The organism is Brevundimonas sp. D3-1P (genome assembly GCF_055809335.1).
Genome location: NZ_CM147908.1, coordinates 2782297 through 2803188, shown reverse-complemented (window position 1 = coordinate 2803188; position 20892 = coordinate 2782297). Strand labels below are relative to the sequence as shown.

The following is a 20892-nucleotide window of genomic DNA, read 5'->3' as shown; positions in this document are numbered from 1 at the left end:
TCGTCTTCGAAAGTTTCGCCATGTCCGTCGTCCTCCTGTCCGCCCTGATGCTGTCGACCGCCCAGGCGGCGCCCGCCGCGCCGGACCATGCCGCGCTCCCGCCCATCGCCCTGGCCGGTCAGGCCCAAACCGTCCGACGCTACGCCGCCGACGCGCGCCAGGGCGTGGCGGTCGGGCCGGACGCCGTCTACGCCGTGTCCAACTGGTCCATCGTCCGCTACGACAAGACCAGCGGCGAAAAACAAGCCGAGTGGACCGGCGATCGCGCGCGATTCCCGCACATCAATTCGTGCAATCTGATCGCGGACGAACTGGTCTGCGCCAGCTCCAACTTTCCGGCCACGCCCCACGTCAGCACGGTCGAGACGTTCGACCCGGTCGATCTGCATCACATGCGCAGCATCGCCCTGGGCATGGGAACCGGGTCGATCACCTGGGTCGACCGTCACGACGGATCGTGGTGGGCCATGTTCGCCAACTACGACGGTCGGGGCGGAGAGGCGCCGCGCGACCATCGCCACACCACCCTGGTCCGTTTCGACGATCAGTGGCGACGGCTGGAGGCCTGGGCCCTGCCGCCCTCGATCCTCGAGCGGATCGCCCCGATGAGCGTTTCGGGCGGCGGCTGGGGCCCGGACGGCCGCCTCTATCTGACCGGCCACGACCTGCCGGAGCTTTATGTCGTGGCCCTGCCGATGGGCGGCGGCGTTCTGGATCACGTGGAGACCCTGGGCGTGGAGGCCGAAGGCCAGGCCGTGGACTGGGACGAAAGCCAGCCGGGCATGCTGTACGGCATAACCCGCCGCACCCGCGAAATCCTGGCCATGAAGGTTCCGCAGAAGCTGCCCTGACGGTCAGCCGCGTTCCTTGGTCTTGGTGAAGGCCACCTTGGGGAAGCGTTCGCCGACATAGCCGGTCTCCCAGCTCGACTTGGCCAGGAAGACCGGCGCCTGGTCGATGTCGCGGGCCATCTGCGGGCGGTATTTGCCCATGAAATCCTCCAGATCGGCCTCGCCGCCCCCGGGCGCGGGCGCGATCCAACGCGCCTCGGCGTAGGGGCTGGGTTCGAACACCACGTCCAGCCCGTATTCCTCGCCCAGACGGTCGGCCATAACCTCGAACTGAAGCTGGCCTACGGCGCCGACGATGAAGTCCGCGCCGATCTCGGGCCGGAACAACTGGGTCACGCCTTCCTCGGCCAGACCCTCCAGCGCCTTCTTCAGGTGTTTGGCCTTCAGCGGATCCTTGACCCGAACCCGTTGCAAGATTTCCGGCGCGAAATTGGGCAGGCCGGCGAAGCGGACCACGCCGCTTTCGGACAGACTGTCGCCGACGCGCAGCACGCCGTGGTTGGGAATGCCGATCACGTCGCCGGCGAAGGCGTCGTCGGCCAGTTCCCGGTCCGAGGCGAAGAACATGATCGGCGCATTGACCGACAGCGACTTGCCCGTGTTCTGGACCTTCAGCTTCATGCCGCGCTTGAAGGCGCCGGACGCCATGCGGAACATGGCGATGCGGTCGCGGTGGTTGGGGTCCATATTCGCCTGGACCTTGAAGACGAAGCCGGTGACTTCGTTCGATCCGGGTTCGACCTCGGTCTCGACGGACGCGGGGGCGTTGCGGGTCTCGGGCGGGGCTTCTTTCCTGGCCTTCATGACCTTGGGCGCCGGGGCCCAGTCGCCGATGGCCTTCAGCAGTTCGTCGATGCCGAAATGGCGCAGGGCCGAACCCCACAGCACGGGCGTCATGTGGCCTTCGAGAAAGGCCTGGCGGTCGAAGGCCGGATAGCCGCCCTCGACCAGTTCGACGGCCTCGGTCAGAGCGTCCTGCTCGCCTGCCTCGAAATATTGCGCCGCCTGGTCCAGGGGAAGGGCGGCGGGGTGTTCGGGATCCTCGGCGGCGCCGGCGGCCTTGCGGGTATAGGGCTGGAACCGGCCGGTCCCGACTTCGACCATGCCGCGCAGGCGATTGCCGCTCTCAGCCGGCCACCAGATTGGCGCCGGGTCCAACTGAAGGCGCGAGGCGATGTCGTCCAGCAGGGCCATCGGGTCCTGGGCCTCGCGATCCAGCTTGTTGATGAAGGTGATGATCGGGATGTCGCGCAGGCGGCAGACCTCGAACAGCTTCAGCGTCTGCGGCTCGATCCCCTTCGCGGCGTCCAGCACCATGATGGCGCAGTCGGCGGCGGTCAGGGTGCGATAGGTGTCTTCCGAGAAGTCCTCGTGCCCGGGCGTGTCGAGCAGGTTGAACATCTTGCCGTCGTGCTCGAACGTCATGACCGAGGCGCTGACGGAAATCCCGCGCTCCTTCTCGATCTTCATCCAGTCCGACCGGGTGCGCCGGTTCTCGCCCCGCGCCCGCACCGCGCCGGCCGCGCGGATGGCGCCGCCGGCCAAGAGGATATGCTCGGTCAGGGTCGTCTTGCCCGCATCCGGGTGGGCGATGATGGCGAAGGTCCGGCGGCGCGCCGCTTCCGCTGCGACAGTTCTGGAAGACAGGGCGTTTTCCGGCTGGTGCGAGTTCGACATGAGCTATCCTTGGGCGCGCGGGGTAGCCCGCCACGCTGCCGGTAGCAATGGGGAAAGCTCGAGATATGCGCGGCGTCGCTTTCTAGCCTTCGCCAGCCCCGGGATCGCCGGATGTCGTCGTTGAATCCTCATCCGCCTTCGGTTCTTCTTGGAAATTGACGGCGGCTTGGCCTTCCGCAGCGCGGGCTTGGTTTATCATCGTTCGGGCCTGTCTCTTGTAACCACTGCCGTGCGGGCTGTTGGAAACGGGGGTGAGGACATTGATCGCTGCGGCGTTCATGCCCCGCGCGAGGTAGGCTTCTCCCAGGCGCAGTCGCGTATCGAACGACTGAGGCGCCAAGGCATAGGCCACCTCGAGGGTGGAGAGATCGTTCGGCGTCGGATACTGGGCCTGTCCCCGGCGCGTGTCGTTCAGGCCGAGATAGATGCGGAAGTCGAGCGGATCGGCATCCATCGCTCGCGCGAGATAGGCGCTGGCTCGACGGCGAAGAGCCTGCGATGCGTCCGGATCCTGTTCGGTGCGAACCTGATCCAACAGCGCCATGGCGGCGACACGCAGGATGTCGGCGTCGGCCAGTTCGTCGTTGATCAAGGGAGTCAGCGCCGCCAACGCCAGGTCAGGTCGTCCCATAAGGCGTTGAGCACGCGCGGTCAGCAGTGCGCCGACCCGATCATTCCCATGCTCGCTCGCCAGCGCCAGGGAGGACCGTATCAGTTCGGCGCGATTCTCGATCTCTTCACGCTTATCGCGCGCTTGTTGCGCATCGTCCTTTTTATGGTCGTCGTCTTCATCGTCTTCTCCCGTGTTCTGAATGACGGGTTCGTTGTCCAGGCGGACATCAAGCCAAATGGCGTCCGCCTCGGCCTTTGTTAGTCGCGAGATCGACACAGTGGGGGCGACGATTTCGATCTGAGGCGTGAGGACGGAAATGCTGCCGGATATATATCGCCAAACGTCAGCCTGAAGTTGTGCTGCAGTGCGGCCTGTCGCGGCCTGCATGGCGACGACGGAGTCCTCGCCGTTCGCCACGGCGGCGAGATAACGGCCAAGCATTTGAGTGCGCTCCGGCGTGCTCATGAAATAATGAGTCATAGCCCAGGCCTGAGCGTAATACTGATGGGCTGGATAACGGCCGTCTGAACCCGTTCTCCATTCGAGAACGTCTTCCATCTTGGCCCAAGTGTTAGCCCCTGACGTCAGAGAATTCATGCGGCCTGGATTGTGGCGGCCAAATTTTATCTGGCGACCGCTTATTTCCGTTGTGGAATAATACTCGGCAAAACCTTCGATGAACCAGGATGGATAGGCCCCAGATCGCATCTGAAACATGAAGTGGTGGGCGTATTCGTGGTAAGCGACCACGTCGCCCATTGGGCTTCTGGTGTTTACAACGGTGTATATTCTTCCGCTATTGGGCGAGTAATAGCCTGCGATGCTTTCGTCTATTCCTGGCGCTATGCTATTCATGTCGCGCCTGCCATTCGCCATGAATATTTCAAGCTTTGGAATTTCGTATTCCGTCTTGATCGGGTAATAGGCGCGAAGCAGCGCGTCAAAGCGTTCGATACGTCCCGCATACCGTCGCAGGCTCGATTCCGAAGTATCGCCATAGACGACGAAATGGTCGGTTTCGGCTCGTAACCATTCCGCGCGCGCGCTGCCGACGCCGATCAAACTGGTCATCAAGACCAAGAACGCGGCCAGGCCGTGATGAAAGCGTTGAAGTCCAAACATAGTGCCCCCCAAAGACTGTTTGGTATCGAACTAAGATTTTCAACGGAAGCGTCTTTGGCGATGTTTCGCACAATTGCGTGAAAACCCCTTCGCGCAAAGGGGTTTTCGGGCGCATGGTAAGATCGTGAGACGTCAGGTTGTGAGCTTGGCGCCGCAAGGGAAAGGAAACGAACGATGGCTGTGATCCATCCTGACGACCGCATCGCCCACCCGCGCGCCGACGCCGGGCGCAGGCCGCTTCATCCCGCCCTGGGCCTGATGATCGGGTTCGGCTTCATCGTCGCGGTGGCGACGATGGTGCACGTCGTGTTCAATACGGTGATGTGACGCGAAGCCTCAAGGCCGTCCGACCTCAGGCGGCCATTCGGTTCCAGACAGCGCGGTCGGCGGCGACGGCGTCGAGGCGACGGCCCTTGGCCTGGAGTTGGCGCATGACGGCGTCGGGCAGGGCGCAGAAGCGCGGCTCGACCAGATCGGGGTCGCAGGCGACGGCCGGGGCGGCGAACAAGGCGGCGTTGACGTCCGGGCTGCGTTCGGCGATCAGCCAGGCCAGACGGCGCGCGCGCTCGGGGTCGTTCCTGTGCAGCAACGGATTCTCGGCGAACAGTTCGCAGCCCAGTTCCAGCACGTAGTCGAAGGACAGCTTCTCGAACCGGCGCGTGTCGGCGGGCGTGACCGGGCAGGCCTCGTCCAGGTCGAACACCACATCGTTCAGAAGAAACAGCATCGGGAAACGCTCGACCGGACCGGACGCCATGTCGTCCGTAAGGCCGACCATAGGCGCCGCCGCTTGCGGTCTCGTTCACGGACGCGGTTAAGGGTTTCTGACCAGGCGGCGCGGCCGTCAGACGAAAAGCGACCCCGGTGACGCGACGTGACCCTTGCGCGGGCGGGCGGGCTCCGCTTACCTCATCACGCATTGTTACAGGCCGGCCGCGCCGGAGGAGACGCCGTGATGACGACCCATGAAGATCGCGCCGGACTGAAGGTGGCGGGCGAGTTGATCGCCCTGATCGAGCAGGACGTTCTGCCGGGGCTGGGTCTGGATGCGGCGTCTTTCTGGATCGGCGCGGCGGACATCTTCGCCCGGTTCGCGCCGGAAAACCGCGCCCTGCTGGAACGACGCGACGCCCTGCAGGCTCAGATCGACGACTGGCACAGGGCGCGGCGGGGTCAGCCCTACGACGTCGGGGCCTCCGAAGCCTTCCTGCGCGAGATCGGCTATCTGGCCGAGGAGCCGCAGCCTTTCACGATCACGACCGAAGGGGTGGACGCCGAGATCGCCGGCATGGCCGGGCCACAGCTGGTCGTGCCCGTCCTGAACGCGCGCTTTTTGCTCAACGCCGCCAATGCGCGCTGGGGCAGCCTGTACGACGCCCTGTACGGCACGGACGCGCTGGGCGACCTGCCGTCGGGCAAGGGCTATAATGCGGGGCGAGGCGCGCGGGTGGTGGCGCGGGCCAAGACCCTGCTGGACGAGGCGACGCCCCTGGCCCAGGGTTCGCATGCCGATGTCGCCGGATGGTCGGTCGTGGACGGCGCCCTGTCGCCCGCGCTGAAGGATGCGGCGCAGTTCGTCGGTTTCCGCGGCGAGGCGGCGTCGCCGTCCTCGATCCTGCTGGTTCACAACGGCCTGCATATCGAACTGGTCATCGACCGGGATCATCCGGTCGGGCGCGGCGATGCCGCGGGCCTGGCGGACGTGGTGCTGGAATCGGCCCTGACCACCATCGTCGATCTGGAGGATTCCGTCGCCGCCGTCGATGCGGCGGACAAGACCGAGGCCTATCGCAACTGGCTGGGTCTGATGCGCGGCGACCTGTCGGCGACCTTCGACAAGGGCGGAGAGACCCTGACACGGGCGCTGGAGCCGGATCGTCACTGGACGGCCCCGGACGGATCGACGGTGACGCTGAAGGGGCGTTCGCTGCTGTTCGTGCGCAACGTCGGTCATCTGATGACCACCCCCGCCATTCGTCTGGCCGACGGGTCAGAGGCGCCCGAGGGCATCATGGACGCCATCGTCACCAGCCTGATCGCCCTGTACGATCTCAAGGGACTCGGCGGATTCGGCAACAGCGCGACGGGCTCGGTCTATATCGTCAAACCCAAGATGCACGGGCCGGACGAGGCCGCCTTCACCGATCGGCTGTTCGACGCCGTGGAGGACCTGCTGGCCCTGCCGCGCCATGCGATCAAGGTCGGGGTGATGGACGAGGAGCGGCGCACCTCGGCCAATCTGGCGGCCTGCATCCAGGCGGTGAAGGACCGGATCGTCTTCATCAACACGGGCTTCCTGGACCGCACCGGCGACGAGATTCACACCGTCATGCAGGCGGGACCGGTCGTGCGAAAGGCGGACATCAAATCCAGCGCCTGGATCGCCGCCTATGAGGCCAGAAACGTCGCCATCGGCCTGAAATGCGGCCTGTCGGGCCGGGCCCAGATCGGCAAGGGGATGTGGGCGGCGCCCGACCGGATGGCGGACATGCTGGAACAGAAGATCGGTCATCCCCGAACCGGCGCCAACACCGCCTGGACCCCGTCGCCGACGGCGGCGACCCTGCACGCCCTGCACTATCACGCCGTCGATGTTTTCGCGGTTCAGAAGGAGGTCGCACGCCAGCCGGCACCGGGGCTGGAGGCCCTGCTGACCCCGCCGCTGGCCAACGGGGCGAACTGGTCCGAGGCCGAGGTGGCGGCCGAACTGGACAACAACGCCCAGGGCATCCTCGGCTATGTCGTGCGCTGGATCGACCAGGGCGTCGGCTGCTCCAAAGTGCCCGACATCCACGACATCGGCCTGATGGAGGACCGGGCGACCCTGAGGATCAGTTCGCAGCACATCGCAAACTGGCTGCTGCACGGGGTCTGCACGCCCGAACAGGTCGAGGCGGCCTTCCTGCGCATGGCGGCCAAGGTGGACGGCCAGAACGCCGGCGATCCTCTCTATCGGCCGATGGCTCCCGCCCCGGAGGCCAGCCTGGCCTATCGGGCGGCGCGCGCCCTGGTCTTCGAAGGGGCGGCGCAGCCGAACGGCTATACGGAGCCGCTGCTTCACGCTTGGCGGCTGAAGGCGAAGGGCCGCGTCTAGGCTTGGTCGCTTCAGCCGGAACCGCTTTCGCGGTTCTGGCTGAAGCGTGAATCAGACCATCGCTTTCATCAGGACATCGCCGGTCCAGACATCACTGTTTCAGGCGGGCCGCAGGAGACCTTTTCACGGCCTGGAATAATGAGACTGGAGGGCGCTGATCGGCTTCACTCCACCGTTTCGACCGTGACGCCGCGCTGTTTCAGGATCGCCTGAACGCTGTCGTCGCCCGTCAGGTGCCCGGCGCCCACGGCGATGAAGGCCGTGCCGGAGCCTTGCAGCAGGGTCTGGATCTGGTCAGCCCAGTCGCTGTTCCGGTCGACCAGCAGCGCCTGATACAGGGCCGGCGAGGCGTCCTTCAACTCGGCCACCATGATGCGGTCGATGGCGCCGATGTCGCCGCTGGCCCAGGCCGAGACCATTTCGTCCAGCTGGGTCGCGGCCTTTTCATAGTCCTTCAGGGTTTCGCGCAGGAAGGCCATCTGCACCTCGTCGGGCAGGTTCGCCAGAATGCCGACCTGTTTGTCGATGGTCTCGAAGGCGTGGATCGGCTTGCCCGCCGCCTCGGCCCGCGCCTTCAGCACCAGCTCCACGCCGGATTTGGGATCGTAGCCCGCCTTGACGAGAGGGGCGACCGACAGGGTGAGGGCCGCCAACCAGGGCTTGAACGGCTGAAGCTGGGCGGCCGACGACCCCATGGCGCCGGCGGCCGCCTCCAGTTCGGCGTTCTCCTCCGGCGTCAGGCGGCTGGACAGGGGCGTGTCCAGAGACAGGCCGTGCTGCTGGATCAGCGGCATGATGGCCGCCTGATCGTCGGGGTTGCTGATCTCGAACCAGATATCGGATGCGCTGTCGAAGGCGGCCTGGACGCGCGGGCTGGCCCAGCCGGTCGTCGGACGCAGCACATGGACCGAGCCGAACAGATAGAGGGTGGAATCGGCGTCTCTGACCACCCATAGCGCCGGACCGCGCCCCTCGATCGGCGCCGGAGCCGGCGCGGGCGTCGCTGACGGCTGGACCTGGGGCTGGGCCTGGGCCTGGGCCTGGGCCTGGGCCTGGGCGTCGAGAGGCGAACCGGCGACGGCGCAGAACAGGGCCAGGCCGGCGGCGGCGCCCAGCGCGCCGCGCGCGAGGGTGGAGGCCGAGGTCTTGAGCAAACGGGCGAAAGTCATGGTCGATCCTTGTGGCGAAACGAGATTGAAATGAAGCGGCCTGGACCGCCGACTATTCCGAGAAGATGGATTCGATGGGCTGGCCGAAGATGCGGGCGATCCTGAAGGCCAGCGGCAGCGAGGGGTCGTAGCGCCCGGTTTCCAGCGCATTCACGGTCTGGCGCGACACGCCCAACTGTTCAGCCAGCTGCGCCTGGCTCCAGTCGCGTTCGGCGCGCAGCACCTTGAGACGGTTGTTCATGGCTCAGGCTCGCATCCGCGCCAGCCACCACCAGGCCCAGACTACGACATAGCCGATCAGCATGGGGGCGATCATCAGGGCCGCGCCGGCGGACAGATAGTCGATCGGCGCCGCCCCCGACCCGACATGGCGGGCGATGACGTCGCGCCAGGGCCCGGCGGAGGAGAGGATCAGGGCGACGCCGCTGACGCACATTCCCGCGGTTCCGCCCCAGTACCAGGCGGCCTTGTGCGCCTCGCGCGCGGCTTCGTCGATGACGCGCATCCATTCCGCTCCGACCCACAGGGCCCCGATCATGATGGCGACGGCGAAGATCGCCGTTACGATCAGTTCGGCCAAGTCGCCGTCGACCCAGCCGCTGGATGTGGCGTAGCCGGCCACGACGCCGCCCAGGAAAGCGAACAACAAACCGCCGCCGAACGTGATCGCGGCCGCCCTGATCACCGCGCCCCACTTGCCCATCAGTCAACACCCCTTGTCCATTTGACAAGGGACATTGTCATACTCGAATAGAATTAGTCAAGTGACCTTTCCATGATTTTGGAATCAGTCCGAGGATGGGGAGGCGATCAGTTCGGAGCGGCTGAGAACGCGAGGCGCAGTCTCGACCGGCGCCAGGTCGGGCAGGGTCTTGCCCTCATGGTCCACCTGCAGGTCCTCGAACCGTCTGGCCGAGACCATGACCTGGCTCTCCAGGGAGCCGACGAACTGATTGTATTTGCCGACCGCCTGGTCCAGCGCCCGGCCGACCGCCGAAGCGTGGCCGCCCATGACCGACAGCCGTTTGTAGAGCTCTCGGCCCAGGGCGGCGACCTTGTCGGCGTTGGCCGCCTGCTCTTCCGCGCGCCAGCCATAGGCCACGGCCTTGCACAGGGCGAACAGGGTGGAGGGTGTGGCGATGACGACGCGCGATTCCATCGCATCGGACAACAGGTCCGGCGCATGGTCCAGCGCGGTGGCCAGGAAGCTGTCGCCCGGCACGAACAGGACGACGAAATCGGGGCTGGGCTTGAACTGGTCCTGATAGGCCTTGGACGACAGCTGGCGCACATGGGTCTTGAGGCTGGCGGCGGTGCGCAGGCCCACGGAGCGGGCGCGCGCCTCTTCGTCCTCGTCCTCGTCGGCGAAGGCCAGGGGCACCTTGGCGTCGATCACGAACATGCCGCCGCCGGGCAGGCGCACGATGAAGTCCGGCCGGTTCTGACGGCCCTCGTCGTCGGCGCTGGAGGTCTGTTCGGTGAAGTCGAACCGGCCGGCCATGCCGGCGGCCTCCAGCACGTTTCGGCAGGTCTGTTCGCCCCAGCGTCCGCGCCGTCCGGTATTGCCACGCAGGGCCTCGGTCAGTTTGCGCGCCTCGTCGCGCGTGGCCGACGAGGCCGCCATCAGGGCCGCCAGCTGTTCGCGCAGGCCGCCGGTCTCCTCCGACCGGGTCTTCTCCAGCGCGGCGACATGTTCCTGGAACTTGGTCAGGGTGTCGGCGACCGGCTTCAGCTGAGCGGCTATGCGCTCTCGCGCCAACAGGTCCTGGGCGCGGAAGGTTTCGGTGGCGCGGTTGACCATCTGGTCGGCGACGACCTGGGCCGACTGGGCGGCCTGGGCCTTGAGCAGTTCGGCCATGGTGACGCGGCTGTCCTCGACCGCCTCGACGCGCGCCTCGGCGGCGGCCAGCGCGCCGCGCGTCCGCTGCCAGCCCATGAAGGCCCACAGGAAACCGCCCCCGAAGGCGGCGGCGACAAGGGCGAGAACGACCACGATCATGTTCATGCTCCGTTCCTAGCGGGAGTCGCCCGTCATGAGAAGCGCGGCCCGCGTAGGCCCGCGCGTTCAGGAACGCAGCCGTTCCCATCACGTTGGTCTGACTGGAACGGAGGAGGACCAAACCATGAAGCCGCAAGAACCCCGCCGCCACGATCAGGCCGCAGACGCCGTGCGCCAAGGCCGCCCGGTCGACGCCGAATATGTGAGGGCCGGCCGCAAGAGCCCGCGGATTCTGGTGCTGCTGGTGGTGTCCACCCTTGCGGCGGCGATCCTGTTGCTGGGGTTCTGGTTCGTGTCGAACGGCGCCTTCCAGGCGCAGAACCCGACGACCGGCAAGCAGGCCGCCGACGCCCGCGCCTTCGATGCCGACAGCCGCACGCCCCCCGCCGCCGACGCCCCGACCGATTCCACCGGCCGCGCACAGCCTGCGCCGACCGGCGAGGCGCCCAACGTCAACGCGCCGACGCAGCCGTCGAACTGATCCGTCTCAAGTCGGGCGGCGCGCCTTCAGGGCCTGGACGATGGTGCCGTCGTCCAGCCAGTCCAATTCGCCCCCGACCGGCACGCCGCGCGCCAGGGAGGTGACTTCGACCCCCTGGCCGGCGATGCGCTCGGCGACATAGTGGGCGGTGGTCTGGCCGTCGACGGTGGCGGGCAGGGCCAGGACGACCTCGCGCACGCCGCCCCTTGCGCGCCCGACCAGTTCGGCGATGCGCAGATGCTCCGGCCCCACGCCGTCCAGCGCAGACAGCAGGCCGCCCAGCACATGATATTTGCCTCGAAAGGCGCCGGACCGTTCCATGGCCCAAAGAGCGCCCGCTTCCTCCACGACGCAGAGCAGGCCGTTGTCGCGCGCGTCGTCCGCGCAAATGGCGCACGGGTCGCGAGTGTCGGGCGCGCCGCACACCGAGCAGGAGACGACCTTCTCGGCGGTCTCGACCAGAGACGCCGCGAGCGGGACCAGCAGTTGCTCGCGCCGCTTGAGCAGGGCCAGGGCCGCCCGCCGCGCGGACCGCGGTCCCAGTCCCGGCAATTTGGCGAGTAGCGAGATCAGCCGTTCGATCTCCGGCCCGGCGGAGGCGGCCATCAGAACAGTTTCGGCATTCCGGGAATGTTCATACCGGCCATGGGGCCGGCGGCCTCGCGCATCAGGGCGTTGTTCTGGTCGTCCAGCTTGCGCTTGGCGTCGGCGTGGGCGGCCACGATCAGATCGGCCAGTATCTCGCCTTCGCCGGGTGTCAGCAGGCTGTCGTCGATCCTAATCGCCGTGATCTCGCCCGGCCCCTTCAGGGAGACGGACACGAGGCCGCCGCCCGACGAACCATCGGCGGCGGTGTCGGCCATCTTGGCCTGGGCGTCCTGCAGCTTTTGCTGCATCGCCTGGGCCTGCTGCATCAGTTGGGTCAGATCTTTCATGCCTCTTAGATAGGGGCAAGACCGCGCCCGTGACAGGGGTTTTAACCCCCTGCCCGCCGCATCATGTCGATTTCGGAAACCCAGCGGCGCCGGATCCGGTCTTGCGGCCGCCTTCAGAGAGCTTAATTAGCATCCGCACTCGTTGCTGTTATTCAGGAAGGCATCCTCCCCATGGCTTACGACGCCATCACCCAACGCGACGTCCCGCTGTCGGACGCCGCCCTGTCGCAACTGTTCACCGAGGCGCGCACCCGCAACGCCTGGACCGACCGTCCGGTGCCGCCCGAACTGCTGCGCAAGCTGTACGACCTGACCAAATTCGGCCCGACCGCCGTCAACGCCGGCCCCGCCCGCTTCGTCTTCATCACCTCGCCCGAGGCCAAGGCCCGGCTGGTCCCCCTGATGAGCGAGGGCAATCGCGCCAAGACCCAGCAGGCCCCGGTTAATCTGATCCTGGCCCAGGACATCGACTTCCACGACCATCTGCACGCCCTGTTCCCGCACGCGCCGGGCGCCCGCGACTGGTTCGCCGACGAGGCCGGCCGCCGCGAGAGCGCATTCCGCAACGCCTCGCTGCAGGGCGGCTATCTGACCATCGCCGCGCGCGCCCTGGGCCTGGACGTCGGCCCGATGTCCGGCTTCGACGCCCCAGCGGTCAAGGCCGAGTTCTTCCCCGACAGCAATGTCGAGCCGAACTACATCCTGAACCTGGGCTATGGCTCGGACGAGAACCTGTTTCCCCGCTCGCCCCGCCTGAGCTTCGACGAGGCGGCGCAAATCCTCTGAGGTCAGTGGTTCGGCGGCGCCGCGCTGGTCGCGGCCGGCGGGGCGGCCGGCGTCGCCTGGGCGGCGGCGGGCGCGGCGGCGGCGGGCGAGGTTCCGGCGGACTCGGTCGCCGCCGCGCCTTCCGTCACCGCCGGTTCGCCGCCCTCGGACGGCGCGCCGGCCGGAGCCGCGGCGCCCGGCTGACGTGCGGGATCGGGCGCGGGAATGGCGTAGCCGGTCGACCCTTGAGTCCGCAACCAGGCGATCAGATTGATGCGCGTCTGGGTGTCGCGAATGCCGGCGAAGGACATCTTGGTGCCCGGAATATAGCGCGCCGGGGCGGTGATGAAGGCGTTCACCGCGTCATAGGTCCAGGTCGGAACCTCGGCCTTGTGCTTGGTCATGGCGTCCGAATAGGCGAAGCCGGGGCGGTGCTCGACCGGACCGCCGATCACGCCGTACAAATTCGGACCGATCTTGTCGGCGCCGCCCTGGTGGCCGTCATGGCAGGCCTGGCAGCGCGCGAAGGCCGCTTCGCCCGCCGCCAGGTCGGCGGCGGGCAGCACCGTGCCCCAGTCCGGCGGCAGCTCGGCCTGTTCGGCGCCGGCTGTCTCGTCCGGGGCGTCGACGAAATAGCCCATCTTTTCCGGCGGTTCGGAGTGATAGATCAGGCCCGACGCCTGCTGCACGACCAGGATGACGAACGCCGTCCCCAGGGCCGCGCCGAAAATCTTGTTCCACTTCAGATCGCCGCTCATGCGCCCCGTCTCTCCCCTCCGCCGCTTCCAGGCTGTTGAACCGCGCCTGGTCATAGTCTTGCCTTGCCGTGTCTGGCACGCTAGCGCGGCCTTCGCAACCGGCCCGGCAGACGCCGGCTCGGTATCGCGCCAGGGAAGCCGATGAACCCTTTAATAATGATACCCGCTCGTATGGCGGCCACCCGTCTGCCCAACAAGCCTCTGGCCCTGATCGGCGGCGTCCCCATGATCGTGCGCGCCTATCGCCAGGCCGAGGCCTCGGGCCTGCCGGTGGCGGTCGCCGCCGGCGATCCCGAGATCGTCGAGGCGATCGAGGCCGGGGGCGGACGCGCGATCCTGACCGACCCGGACCTGCCCTCCGGCTCGGACCGCATCCGCGCTGCTGTGGACGCCATCGATCCGCAAGGCGATTTCGACGCCGTCATCAACGTCCAGGGCGACATGCCCTTCGCCAGCCCCGGCCTGGCCACCGCCTGCGCGGCCATTCTGCACGGCGAACCGGCCTGCGACATCGCCACCCTTGTCGCGGCCGAGGCCGATGTGTCGGACCGGACCAATCCCGACGTGGTCAAGGCTGTGCTGGCCCTGAAACAGAACGACCGGGGAGAGGCCGAACGCCAGGGCCGCGCCCTATATTTCACCCGCTCGACCCTTTACGGCGACGGTGCCGTGTGGCGCCACGTCGGCGTCTACGGCTATCGCCGCGAGGCCCTGAACCGCTTCTGCGCGGCGCCGCAGTCGCCGCTGGAGAAGCGCGAAAAGCTGGAGCAACTGCGCGGGCTTGAACTGGGGATGCAGATCTGGGCCGCCGTCATCGACGAAGCCCCCTTGTCGATCGACAACCCGACCGACCTGGAGGCGGCGCGGGCGCGTTCCTTCCAATAGGGATGCACGACGGTTTCCACTCCGCGCTTCCCTCTAGGACGGTCGAGCGAGGTCAGCGACCCGGAATCCAGGGCGCCCGTTCGGCGCCGAACAGGGTGGCCAGGTGGATCAGCAGCAACAAGGCCGCGGCGGCGGCGGCGATCATCAGGAACCGCCAGGGCGTCAGGCGCGGTCCCTTCAGGGGGTCGGGCGGCAGCGTCCCGCGCCAGCCGGTGAAGATCATGACGACCAGGGCGACGCCCAGCAGGCCGAGGGTGACGGTCAGGCTCATGGGGTCGCAGGTGACGAAACCCGCCGCGCTTGGCAAGCGAAACCCTTGCCCGGAAGTTAATCTTCACCGCGCGTTAACCGTGATGGCTCACTAATCAGAGAAGACGACGACGCTGTCCACAGGATAGGCGGATCGCCGCTAGATATTGCGGTTAACCATCAGTTTACATGCTCGATATGGACGGTATAGCCTTCATCGCATGGGCCGGGAGACGAATCAGTGAGCGCAGCGGCGCCGTGGAGCGTTAAGGGGATCGATCCGAAGGCGCGCGAAGTCGCCAAGGATCTGGCGCGCCGTTCCGGCATGACGCTGGGCGAATGGCTCAACTCCATGATCATGGAGGACGAGGAAGAGGGCTACGCCACCCTGCCGCGTCGCGGCCCGGCCTCCGACGCCTATGAGCGGCGCAGCCGCAGCCGCCGGCTGGACGACGCCTACGCCCTGCCCGAGACGGACGGACATCGGATCAGCGCCTCCATCGACGCCATCGCCGCGCGGCTGGAAGCCGCCGAGCGCCGCTCGACCGCGGCCATCCAGGGCGTGGACCAGGCGGTCGCCGGTCTGATGCGGCGTTTGGACGGCCAGGATGTCGAAACCCAGGCTCACGCCCGCCGTCTCGACGACATCGCCGAAGAGCTGCGCGAAGGGCATCGGCGCCTGCGCGCCTTCGAGCGCGACACCGGCCCGGCGACGCAAGAAGGCTTCGCCAAGGTCGAGACCGCGCTGGGCGCCCTGTCGGGCCGGCTCTACGAAATCGAGGAACGCCAGCGGCTGGGCGTCAACGACCTGCGCGAACGGATGGAGGCGGTCGAGAAGGCCGCCGGCCCCGGCGTCGGCGCCGAGCTGATGGCTCAGGTCGGGGCGCGGCTGGACGCGGCCCAGAACCGCACGACCGAGGCGCTGAGAACGCTGGAACGCTCTTTCGCCGAACTGGACCGGCGGATGCGGACGGCCGAGAGCCGGGTCGAGCCGGAAGGCGCGCGCGACGCGGCCCGGTTCGAAAAACTGGCCGAGAGCCTGTCGCGCCAGATCGACAACAATCGCGCCGAGATGATGCAGCGTCTGGACGCCGCCGAGACCGGCGCGCGGATCGACCGGATCGAGCGCGCCGTCCGGGCCGTAGGCGAGCAGCTCAAGGCCTCGGAACAGAAGTCGGCCGTGGGCCTGGAGGCGATGGGCCGCGAGGTCATGCGCATCGCCCGCAACCTGAGCGCCCGCGTTCAGAAGGTCGAGGGCGACGCCGACGGGCGCGCCGACGCGATCGGCCGGGCGGTCACCGAGGCGGTCGGCCAGACCATCGAGGCCGAAGTGGCGCGTCGCGCCGCCCGCCTGGACCAGGACTTCGCCCGCCATCTCGACCGCGTCGATCAGCGTCTGACGGCGAGCGACGACCGCCACGCCCTGGCGCTGGAGAAACTGGGCGGCGAGATCACCCGCATCTCCGACCAGCTCAGCGACCGCATCGCCCAGTCCGAGCGCCGCTCGCAACAGGCGCTGGAGGACATCGGCCGCCGCCTGTCGGAAAGTTCGGAGAAGATCGAGCAGCGCTACGACCGCGCCTCGGGCGAACTGGCCGAGCGGATGCGGATGAGCGAGGAACGCACCGCCCGCCTGCTGGCCGAGGCACGCGATAGCATCGAGACGCGCGGCCCGACCCCGATCCGCGACAAGCCGCTGGACAGCGCCCATTCGCGCGCCGTCGCCGAACGCGCGGCGGCCGCCCCGATCCTGTCCGCATCGCTCGAAAGCGACTGGCGCGCCGCCGCCTTCCCCGACGAGACCTTCGCCGACCAGAATGTTTGGTCCAGCGATCCGGTGACGCCGGCCGTGGCCGCCGCCGCGCCCTTCCCGTCCAGCGTCTTCGCGGAGCCCGAACCAGCCGCCGCACCCGCGCCCGTCGAAACCGCGCCGGTCGACAACGAACCCGTCATCCAGCCCTTCAGCGGCTTTGGCGGGGCCGATGTGGAGGATGCGCTGGAAGCCACTTCGCCCGGCTTCTCCACCGCCGCGTCCGCTCCCGAACCGCGCCCCGCCTCGGCGCTGGACGACGACGATTTCGGCGGCGAGACCGAATTCGTCGATCCGCGCCAGTTGCGGGCCAGCATGGGCGCGGCGGCTGCGGCCGGCCGAGCCTCCTCGACCCGCTCGACCATCGACGCCGCCCGCGCCGCCATCACCGCCCCGGCCGAGCCGGAGCCGGCCCCGCGCCAAGGCTTCGGCCTGAAGCGCGGCGGCAAGTCCAAGCTGCAGGAGCGGCTGGACAAGCAGGCGGCCCGCGACGGCTCGACGGTCAAGAAGACCTTTCTGGCCTCGGTCACGGCCGTGGCCCTGACGGGCGGGGTGTATGGCTATCTGTCGCTGACCGACGGCGGCACGCCGGGCTTCGACCTGCCCGACCTGATCGGCGGGTCGTCGGCGACGAGCGGCCAGAAGGCGGCCGACGCTCCCTCCGCCCTGCCCCTGGCCGCCTCGGCCGTGACGCCGACCGGACCGCGCGCCGCCTTCGACATCGCCGGACCCGGCGCCGCCGACTACGAGGCCGCCATCGGCAAGCTGGACGGCGGCGACATGTCGGGCCTGGCGGGAATGACGCGCGCCGCCGACCTGGGCTACGCCCCGGCCCAGACCTATCTGGGTCAGCTGTATCTGGACGGCGCCGCCGGCGTTCCAGCCGATCCGGCCAAGAGCCGCCAGTGGGGCCGTCGCGCGGCCGAAGGCGGCGATCCGCGCGGGATGCATCTGTATGGAATGCAGTTGTACGAAGGCGACGGAGGCCCGGCCAACCAGGCCGAGGCCCTGGCCTGGCTGCTGAAGGCCGCGCAGGGCGGCCTGCCCGACAGCCAGTACAACGTCGCGCGCATCTACGAGACCGGCGCGGACGGCGTGGCCAGGAATCCGACCGAGGCCTTGAAGTGGTATATGATCGCCGCGCGTGGCGGCGACAGCGAAGCCCAGGCCGCCGTGACGCGGCTGCGTCCCCTGGCCAGCGCCACGGACCAGCGCGCGGCCCGCGCCGCCGCCGACGCCTTCGTCGCCCAGTCCCGACCTTCGTCGCAGACCGCGTCGCAGGCGACGGGCTAGAAAGACCGCTTCCGCCCCGCCTGACGGCGACCCTGTAAACGCTCCAGCCGAAGGCCTGTCCTTTGGACATCTATCTGCCGATCGCCGAGGTTTCGGTGAACTGGCCGACCCTGGTGATCCTGGGGGCGGTGGTCGGGTTCGTCTCGGGCCTGTTCGGCATCGGCGGCGGCTTCCTGATGGCCCCGATCCTGGTCTTCCTGGGCATTCCCCCGACGGTGGCCGTGGCCAGCCAGGCAAGCCACGTCGTCGCCTCCTCGACCTCGGGGGTGATCCGCTATGCCGGTCAGGGCGCGGTCGATTTCAAGATGGGGGCGGTGATGGCGACCGGCGGGGCGGCAGGGGCCCTGGCGGGGGTCGAACTGTTTCGCTACCTGCGGCTGGTGGGTCAGGCCGATCTGGTGGTGGCCCTGTCCTATCTGGTCTTCCTGGGCGCCATCGGCGTCCTGATGCTGAACGAGAGCCTGACCGAGATCCTGCGCCGCCGCCGGGGCGTCCCCGCGCCGCGCAAGGAGCGGCGGCGGCCCATGTGGCTGTACGGCCTGCCGCTGCGGATCAAGTTTCCCAAGTCGGGCCTCTACATCAGCGCCCTGCCGCCGTTCGGCCTGGGCGTCTTCGCCGGGGTGCTGTCGGCCATCATGGGGGTGGGCGGCGGCTTCATCCTGGTGCCGGCCATGCTCTATGTCCTGCGGATGCGCGCCGGCGTCGTGGTGGGCACCAGTCTGTTCCAGATCATCATCACCACCGCCATCACCACCATCCTGCAGGCCGGACGGAACCAGACGGTCGACATCGTGCTGTCCACCATCCTGCTGCTGGGCGGGGTGGTCGGGGCCCAGATCGGCGCCCGGTTCGCTGGTCGGTTCCGCGCCGAGGAACTGCGTGCGGCCCTGGGGCTGATCGTCCTGCTGGTCGGCATCCAGATGGGGCTGGAGCTGTTCGTGCGGCCCGCCGACATCTTCATGATCGCGCCGGGGGTTCCCGAATGATCCAGGCCCTGCCGCCGCCCGATCCGGCGCCGCCCGCCGCGACGGCCGCCGCGCCCGACCGTTCGCAGGCGACCACCGGTGCCCTGCGCGTCGCCGCCGCCCTGACAGACGCCCAGGTCAAGGTCGATTCCAGCTTCCGGGGCGCCTCCATCGTCCTGTACGGCGCCGTGTTCAATCCGACGCCCGAGCCGGCGGATGTGGTCGTGGTGGTGCGCGGGCCAGACGCCCCAATCCGCCTGGTCAAGAAAGTTCGCACCTCGGGCGTCTGGCTGAACAGCCGCCCGGTGCTGTTCGAGGGGGCTCCCGGCTTCTACATGACCGCCTCCACCCGGCCGCTCAGCGACATCGCCGACTTCGGCCAGTTGCGCCGCCTGGGCGTCGGGGTCGATCACCTGCGCATCGACGCGCCCGAGGAAAGCCGCACCGTCACCCGCTACGGCGTGCGCGACGTGGTGGTCAGTCGGCTGGGCGACGATTATCTGGACTGGCGCCGCGCCGTGATCCGGTTGAAGGAGGCGGCGGCCCTCTACGACACCGATTCCCAGGGGGTGGAGTTCGTAGACCGGGGCCTGTTCAGGGCCGAGGTCAAGCTGCCGACCGTGGCTCCGACCGGAAAATACTACGCCGAAGTCTGGCTGTTCCAGGACGGAGAGCCGCAATCGGTCTCCAACCTGACGCTGACGGTCGAAAAGGTGGGGCTGGAGCGCGACATCTACGAGTTCGCCCATCGTCGTCCGTGGCTCTATGGCGTGTTGTGCGTCGTCCTGGCGGCCCTGACGGGCTACGGCGCCTCGCGCATCTTCAGCCGCCGCGACTGAAGCCCAGTTCGGCGCGCAGAACTTCGGGCGTCATGCCGCCGGCCCTCAATTCGGCCAGGGTGACTGAGCGGTCCCGCTTGGCGTAGCGCCGCCCGTCCGGTCCGGCCAGAAGCCGATGGTGGCGATAGACGGGGGCCGGCCAGCCCATCAGCGTCTGGATCAGCCGCTGCACCGAGGTCGCGGCGAACAGGTCTTGGCCCCGGACCACATGGGTCACGCCCTGCAAGGCGTCGTCGTGGGTGACGGCCAGATGATAGGCGACGCCCGTATCTTTTCGCGCCAGAACCACGTCGCCCCCCGCCGTCGGATCGACGGGCAGGACGCCAGTTTGGCCGTCGGGGCCCGCCCCTTCCTCTGTGAAGCTCATGCCGGTCCAAATCGTCTCGCCCAGGGCCTCGCGCGCCCGATCCAGCGACAGCCGCCAGGCGAACGCCGCCCCGTCCGCAAGCAGCCGCGCCTCCTCCTCCGCCGGATGCGGGCCGGGCCGCACGGCCTCCATCGCCCCGTGCGGCGCATCGCCGATGGCCTTCAGGATGTCCTTGCGGGTGCGGAAACACCGGTAGAGCAGACCGCGCGCCCGCAGGCTTTCGACGGCGGCGGCATAGCCGCCCAGATGATCGGACTGGCGACGTGCGGGTCCATCCCAATCCAACTCCAGCCAGGTCAGGTCCTCCAGAATCCCAGCCTCGTATTCAGGCTTGCAGCGGGTCGGGTCGATGTCCTCGATCCGCAGCAGGAACCGCCCGCTCGCCGCCTTCGCCGCCGACCAGGCGGTCAGGGCCGAAAAGGCGTGGCCTTTATGCAGGCGGCCGGTGGGGGAGGGGGCGAAGCGGGTTATGAACACGGCTCAGTCGTCGTCCGTCGCCAGCAGGTGGGTCCAGTCGCGCGCGGCGTGAAGGATGCGGACGATCTCAACGTCGCCCGTGACGCGATAGAGATCAGATACGATCGATGCGGCCGTCGGCGAAGGCCGGTGATCGGCGTTGTAGGATAACGCATCGGATTGTGCGCCAGGTTGTGGCAGCGGTCGAACAATGCGGCGACCTGACGACGAGCGGCGGCAGGGTTGTCCCGGCTGATATGCCGTTCGATCTCGACCAGGTCATTGATCGCCGCTCGCGCGATGCGGACCTTCATCCGCCGTCGGCAGCCCAGCGCGCCTCGAACGCGGCTCGCGCGTCCTCGAGAGGAGTCAATCGACCTGCGTCGGCGTCGGCGATACCCTCTTCCAACTTTCCCAACAGGGCCGCCAGGCGCGCCTCGTGCTCCTGAACCAGACGAACCCCCGTGCGCAGCACCTCGCTCTTGGAGCCGTAGCGGCCGTCGCGGACCAGCCTGTCCACCACCTGTTCCAATGCGCCCAGTTCGACGGTCATGGTCATGACGA

23 protein-coding genes are annotated in these 20892 nt (G+C 68.0%); 9 read left to right on the top strand and 14 right to left on the bottom strand.

Annotated features, from left to right (window positions below; all coding sequences use genetic code 11):
• Positions 1 to 20: 20 nt before the first annotated feature.
• The gene (locus AC0L6G_RS14210) at positions 21 to 851 is read left to right on the top strand and encodes a hypothetical protein (RefSeq protein WP_366098480.1); all 831 of its coding nucleotides are present in this window, start codon (positions 21 to 23) and stop codon (positions 849 to 851) included.
• Positions 852 to 854: 3 nt separating this feature from the next.
• Here AC0L6G_RS14210 and AC0L6G_RS14205 read toward each other — a convergent pair whose 3' ends face one another.
• On the bottom strand, positions 855 to 2528 hold the full coding sequence (locus AC0L6G_RS14205; RefSeq protein WP_293824546.1) for a peptide chain release factor 3: 1674 nt from the start codon (positions 2526 to 2528) through the stop codon (positions 855 to 857).
• 82 nt (positions 2529 to 2610) lie between these two features.
• The gene (locus AC0L6G_RS14200) at positions 2611 to 4263 is read right to left on the bottom strand and encodes a DUF1570 domain-containing protein (protein WP_293824548.1); all 1653 of its coding nucleotides are present in this window, start codon (positions 4261 to 4263) and stop codon (positions 2611 to 2613) included.
• 174 nt (positions 4264 to 4437) lie between these two features.
• Here AC0L6G_RS14200 and AC0L6G_RS14195 point away from each other — a divergent pair, with 174 nt between their 5' ends.
• Positions 4438 to 4590 (top strand): hypothetical protein, encoded by a 153-nt coding sequence (locus tag AC0L6G_RS14195; RefSeq protein WP_293824549.1) that lies wholly within the window; start codon positions 4438 to 4440, stop codon positions 4588 to 4590.
• Positions 4591 to 4615: 25 nt separating this feature from the next.
• On the opposite strand, the gene AC0L6G_RS14190 is transcribed toward AC0L6G_RS14195, so the two are convergent.
• Entirely contained in the window at positions 4616 to 4990 is a 375-nt protein-coding gene (locus AC0L6G_RS14190; protein WP_074291612.1) for a hypothetical protein, read from the bottom strand.
• Positions 4991 to 5218: 228 nt separating this feature from the next.
• Here AC0L6G_RS14190 and AC0L6G_RS14185 point away from each other — a divergent pair, with 228 nt between their 5' ends.
• Positions 5219 to 7357, top strand: a complete 2139-nt coding sequence (locus AC0L6G_RS14185) for a malate synthase G (protein WP_293824550.1) — start codon at positions 5219 to 5221, stop codon at positions 7355 to 7357.
• Positions 7358 to 7521: 164 nt separating this feature from the next.
• On the opposite strand, the gene AC0L6G_RS14180 is transcribed toward AC0L6G_RS14185, so the two are convergent.
• The 4 genes from AC0L6G_RS14180 to AC0L6G_RS14165 form a co-directional block, all read right to left on the bottom strand.
• A complete protein-coding gene (locus AC0L6G_RS14180; protein WP_473252507.1) occupies positions 7522 to 8526 on the bottom strand; it encodes a TraB/GumN family protein in 1005 nt (334 codons plus the stop codon).
• Between the two features lie 52 nt (positions 8527 to 8578).
• Positions 8579 to 8767 carry a helix-turn-helix transcriptional regulator gene (locus tag AC0L6G_RS14175; RefSeq protein WP_220675691.1) on the bottom strand — a complete coding sequence of 63 codons (189 nt, stop codon included), beginning with the start codon at positions 8765 to 8767 and terminating at the stop codon, positions 8579 to 8581.
• A 3-nt stretch (positions 8768 to 8770) separates the two neighbouring features.
• Positions 8771 to 9229 carry a hypothetical protein gene (locus tag AC0L6G_RS14170; RefSeq protein WP_473252506.1) on the bottom strand — a complete coding sequence of 153 codons (459 nt, stop codon included), beginning with the start codon at positions 9227 to 9229 and terminating at the stop codon, positions 8771 to 8773.
• Positions 9230 to 9313: 84 nt separating this feature from the next.
• The gene (locus AC0L6G_RS14165) at positions 9314 to 10531 is read right to left on the bottom strand and encodes a DNA recombination protein RmuC (RefSeq protein ID WP_293824553.1); all 1218 of its coding nucleotides are present in this window, start codon (positions 10529 to 10531) and stop codon (positions 9314 to 9316) included.
• 118 nt (positions 10532 to 10649) lie between these two features.
• Between AC0L6G_RS14165 and AC0L6G_RS14160 the strand changes: the two genes are divergently transcribed.
• Positions 10650 to 11006: a hypothetical protein gene (locus AC0L6G_RS14160; protein ID WP_473252505.1), complete on the top strand. Its 357-nt coding sequence runs from the start codon at positions 10650 to 10652 to the stop codon at positions 11004 to 11006.
• 6 nt (positions 11007 to 11012) lie between these two features.
• Here the strand turns inward: AC0L6G_RS14160 and recR are convergent, their stop codons facing one another.
• Complete coding sequence (gene recR, locus AC0L6G_RS14155) at positions 11013 to 11612, bottom strand: recombination mediator RecR (protein WP_293824555.1); 600 nt, start codon at positions 11610 to 11612, stop codon at positions 11013 to 11015.
• A complete protein-coding gene (locus AC0L6G_RS14150; RefSeq protein WP_291537182.1) occupies positions 11612 to 11941 on the bottom strand; it encodes a YbaB/EbfC family nucleoid-associated protein in 330 nt (109 codons plus the stop codon). The genes recR and AC0L6G_RS14150 overlap by 1 nt, the downstream gene beginning before the upstream one ends.
• Positions 11942 to 12112: 171 nt before the next feature.
• Between AC0L6G_RS14150 and AC0L6G_RS14145 the strand changes: the two genes are divergently transcribed.
• Positions 12113 to 12727 (top strand): malonic semialdehyde reductase, encoded by a 615-nt coding sequence (locus tag AC0L6G_RS14145; protein ID WP_291537181.1) that lies wholly within the window; start codon positions 12113 to 12115, stop codon positions 12725 to 12727.
• A gap of 2 nt (positions 12728 to 12729) precedes the next feature.
• On the opposite strand, the gene AC0L6G_RS14140 is transcribed toward AC0L6G_RS14145, so the two are convergent.
• On the bottom strand, positions 12730 to 13464 hold the full coding sequence (locus AC0L6G_RS14140) for a c-type cytochrome (RefSeq protein ID WP_473252504.1): 735 nt from the start codon (positions 13462 to 13464) through the stop codon (positions 12730 to 12732).
• A 141-nt stretch (positions 13465 to 13605) separates the two neighbouring features.
• On the opposite strand from AC0L6G_RS14140, the gene AC0L6G_RS14135 reads away from it, so the two are divergent.
• Positions 13606 to 14349, top strand: a complete 744-nt coding sequence (locus tag AC0L6G_RS14135) for a 3-deoxy-manno-octulosonate cytidylyltransferase (RefSeq protein WP_293824560.1) — start codon at positions 13606 to 13608, stop codon at positions 14347 to 14349.
• A gap of 52 nt (positions 14350 to 14401) precedes the next feature.
• Here AC0L6G_RS14135 and AC0L6G_RS14130 read toward each other — a convergent pair whose 3' ends face one another.
• On the bottom strand, positions 14402 to 14620 hold the full coding sequence (locus AC0L6G_RS14130) for a hypothetical protein (protein WP_293824562.1): 219 nt from the start codon (positions 14618 to 14620) through the stop codon (positions 14402 to 14404).
• Positions 14621 to 14839: 219 nt separating this feature from the next.
• Between AC0L6G_RS14130 and AC0L6G_RS14125 the strand changes: the two genes are divergently transcribed.
• From AC0L6G_RS14125 to AC0L6G_RS14115, 3 genes are all read left to right on the top strand, one after another.
• Positions 14840 to 17701: a tetratricopeptide repeat protein gene (locus AC0L6G_RS14125; RefSeq protein WP_473252503.1), complete on the top strand. Its 2862-nt coding sequence runs from the start codon at positions 14840 to 14842 to the stop codon at positions 17699 to 17701.
• 62 nt (positions 17702 to 17763) lie between these two features.
• Positions 17764 to 18687: a sulfite exporter TauE/SafE family protein gene (locus tag AC0L6G_RS14120; RefSeq protein ID WP_293824565.1), complete on the top strand. Its 924-nt coding sequence runs from the start codon at positions 17764 to 17766 to the stop codon at positions 18685 to 18687.
• Entirely contained in the window at positions 18684 to 19505 is an 822-nt protein-coding gene (locus tag AC0L6G_RS14115; RefSeq protein WP_291537172.1) for a TIGR02186 family protein, read from the top strand. Before AC0L6G_RS14120 ends, AC0L6G_RS14115 begins: the two co-directional genes overlap by 4 nt.
• Here the strand turns inward: AC0L6G_RS14115 and gluQRS are convergent.
• From gluQRS to AC0L6G_RS14100, 3 genes are read right to left on the bottom strand one after another with little or no spacing between them, the layout of a single operon-like run.
• Positions 19489 to 20349, bottom strand: coding sequence for a tRNA glutamyl-Q(34) synthetase GluQRS (gene gluQRS / locus AC0L6G_RS14110; RefSeq protein ID WP_293824567.1), 861 nt, complete (start codon positions 20347 to 20349; stop codon positions 19489 to 19491). The two genes, AC0L6G_RS14115 and gluQRS, sit on opposite strands and share 17 nt — an antisense overlap.
• The gene (locus tag AC0L6G_RS14105; RefSeq protein WP_473252502.1) at positions 20340 to 20642 is read right to left on the bottom strand and encodes a type II toxin-antitoxin system RelE/ParE family toxin; all 303 of its coding nucleotides are present in this window, start codon (positions 20640 to 20642) and stop codon (positions 20340 to 20342) included. The genes gluQRS and AC0L6G_RS14105 overlap by 10 nt, the downstream gene beginning before the upstream one ends.
• The gene (locus AC0L6G_RS14100; RefSeq protein ID WP_293824569.1) at positions 20639 to 20887 is read right to left on the bottom strand and encodes a type II toxin-antitoxin system ParD family antitoxin; all 249 of its coding nucleotides are present in this window, start codon (positions 20885 to 20887) and stop codon (positions 20639 to 20641) included. The genes AC0L6G_RS14105 and AC0L6G_RS14100 overlap by 4 nt, the downstream gene beginning before the upstream one ends.
• Positions 20888 to 20892: the final 5 nt, after the last annotated feature.

Excerpts from the sequence above, each read along its gene's own strand:
- AC0L6G_RS14130 (WP_293824562.1), bottom strand. The coding sequence starts at position 14,620 with ATGAGCCTGACCGTCACCCTCGGCCTGCTGGGCGTCGCCCTGGTCGTC.
- AC0L6G_RS14190 (WP_074291612.1), bottom strand. The coding sequence starts at position 4,990 with ATGCTGTTTCTTCTGAACGATGTGGTGTTCGACCTGGACGAGGCCTGC.
- AC0L6G_RS14140 (WP_473252504.1), bottom strand. The coding sequence starts at position 13,464 with ATGAGCGGCGATCTGAAGTGGAACAAGATTTTCGGCGCGGCCCTGGGG.
- AC0L6G_RS14210 (WP_366098480.1), top strand. The coding sequence starts at position 21 with ATGTCCGTCGTCCTCCTGTCCGCCCTGATGCTGTCGACCGCCCAGGCG.
- AC0L6G_RS14180 (WP_473252507.1), bottom strand. The coding sequence starts at position 8,526 with ATGACTTTCGCCCGTTTGCTCAAGACCTCGGCCTCCACCCTCGCGCGC.
- AC0L6G_RS14205 (WP_293824546.1), bottom strand. The coding sequence starts at position 2,528 with ATGTCGAACTCGCACCAGCCGGAAAACGCCCTGTCTTCCAGAACTGTC.
- AC0L6G_RS14175 (WP_220675691.1), bottom strand. The coding sequence starts at position 8,767 with ATGAACAACCGTCTCAAGGTGCTGCGCGCCGAACGCGACTGGAGCCAG.
- AC0L6G_RS14170 (WP_473252506.1), bottom strand. The coding sequence starts at position 9,229 with ATGGGCAAGTGGGGCGCGGTGATCAGGGCGGCCGCGATCACGTTCGGC.
- AC0L6G_RS14200 (WP_293824548.1), bottom strand. The coding sequence starts at position 4,263 with ATGTTTGGACTTCAACGCTTTCATCACGGCCTGGCCGCGTTCTTGGTC.
- AC0L6G_RS14160 (WP_473252505.1), top strand. The coding sequence starts at position 10,650 with ATGAAGCCGCAAGAACCCCGCCGCCACGATCAGGCCGCAGACGCCGTG.
- recR (WP_293824555.1), bottom strand. The coding sequence starts at position 11,612 with ATGGCCGCCTCCGCCGGGCCGGAGATCGAACGGCTGATCTCGCTACTC.
- AC0L6G_RS14105 (WP_473252502.1), bottom strand. The coding sequence starts at position 20,642 with ATGAAGGTCCGCATCGCGCGAGCGGCGATCAATGACCTGGTCGAGATC.
- AC0L6G_RS14135 (WP_293824560.1), top strand. The coding sequence starts at position 13,606 with ATGAACCCTTTAATAATGATACCCGCTCGTATGGCGGCCACCCGTCTG.
- AC0L6G_RS14185 (WP_293824550.1), top strand. The coding sequence starts at position 5,219 with ATGACGACCCATGAAGATCGCGCCGGACTGAAGGTGGCGGGCGAGTTG.
- AC0L6G_RS14165 (WP_293824553.1), bottom strand. The coding sequence starts at position 10,531 with ATGAACATGATCGTGGTCGTTCTCGCCCTTGTCGCCGCCGCCTTCGGG.
- AC0L6G_RS14195 (WP_293824549.1), top strand. The coding sequence starts at position 4,438 with ATGGCTGTGATCCATCCTGACGACCGCATCGCCCACCCGCGCGCCGAC.
- AC0L6G_RS14115 (WP_291537172.1), top strand. The coding sequence starts at position 18,684 with ATGATCCAGGCCCTGCCGCCGCCCGATCCGGCGCCGCCCGCCGCGACG.
- AC0L6G_RS14100 (WP_293824569.1), bottom strand. The coding sequence starts at position 20,887 with ATGACCATGACCGTCGAACTGGGCGCATTGGAACAGGTGGTGGACAGG.
- AC0L6G_RS14150 (WP_291537182.1), bottom strand. The coding sequence starts at position 11,941 with ATGAAAGATCTGACCCAACTGATGCAGCAGGCCCAGGCGATGCAGCAA.
- AC0L6G_RS14145 (WP_291537181.1), top strand. The coding sequence starts at position 12,113 with ATGGCTTACGACGCCATCACCCAACGCGACGTCCCGCTGTCGGACGCC.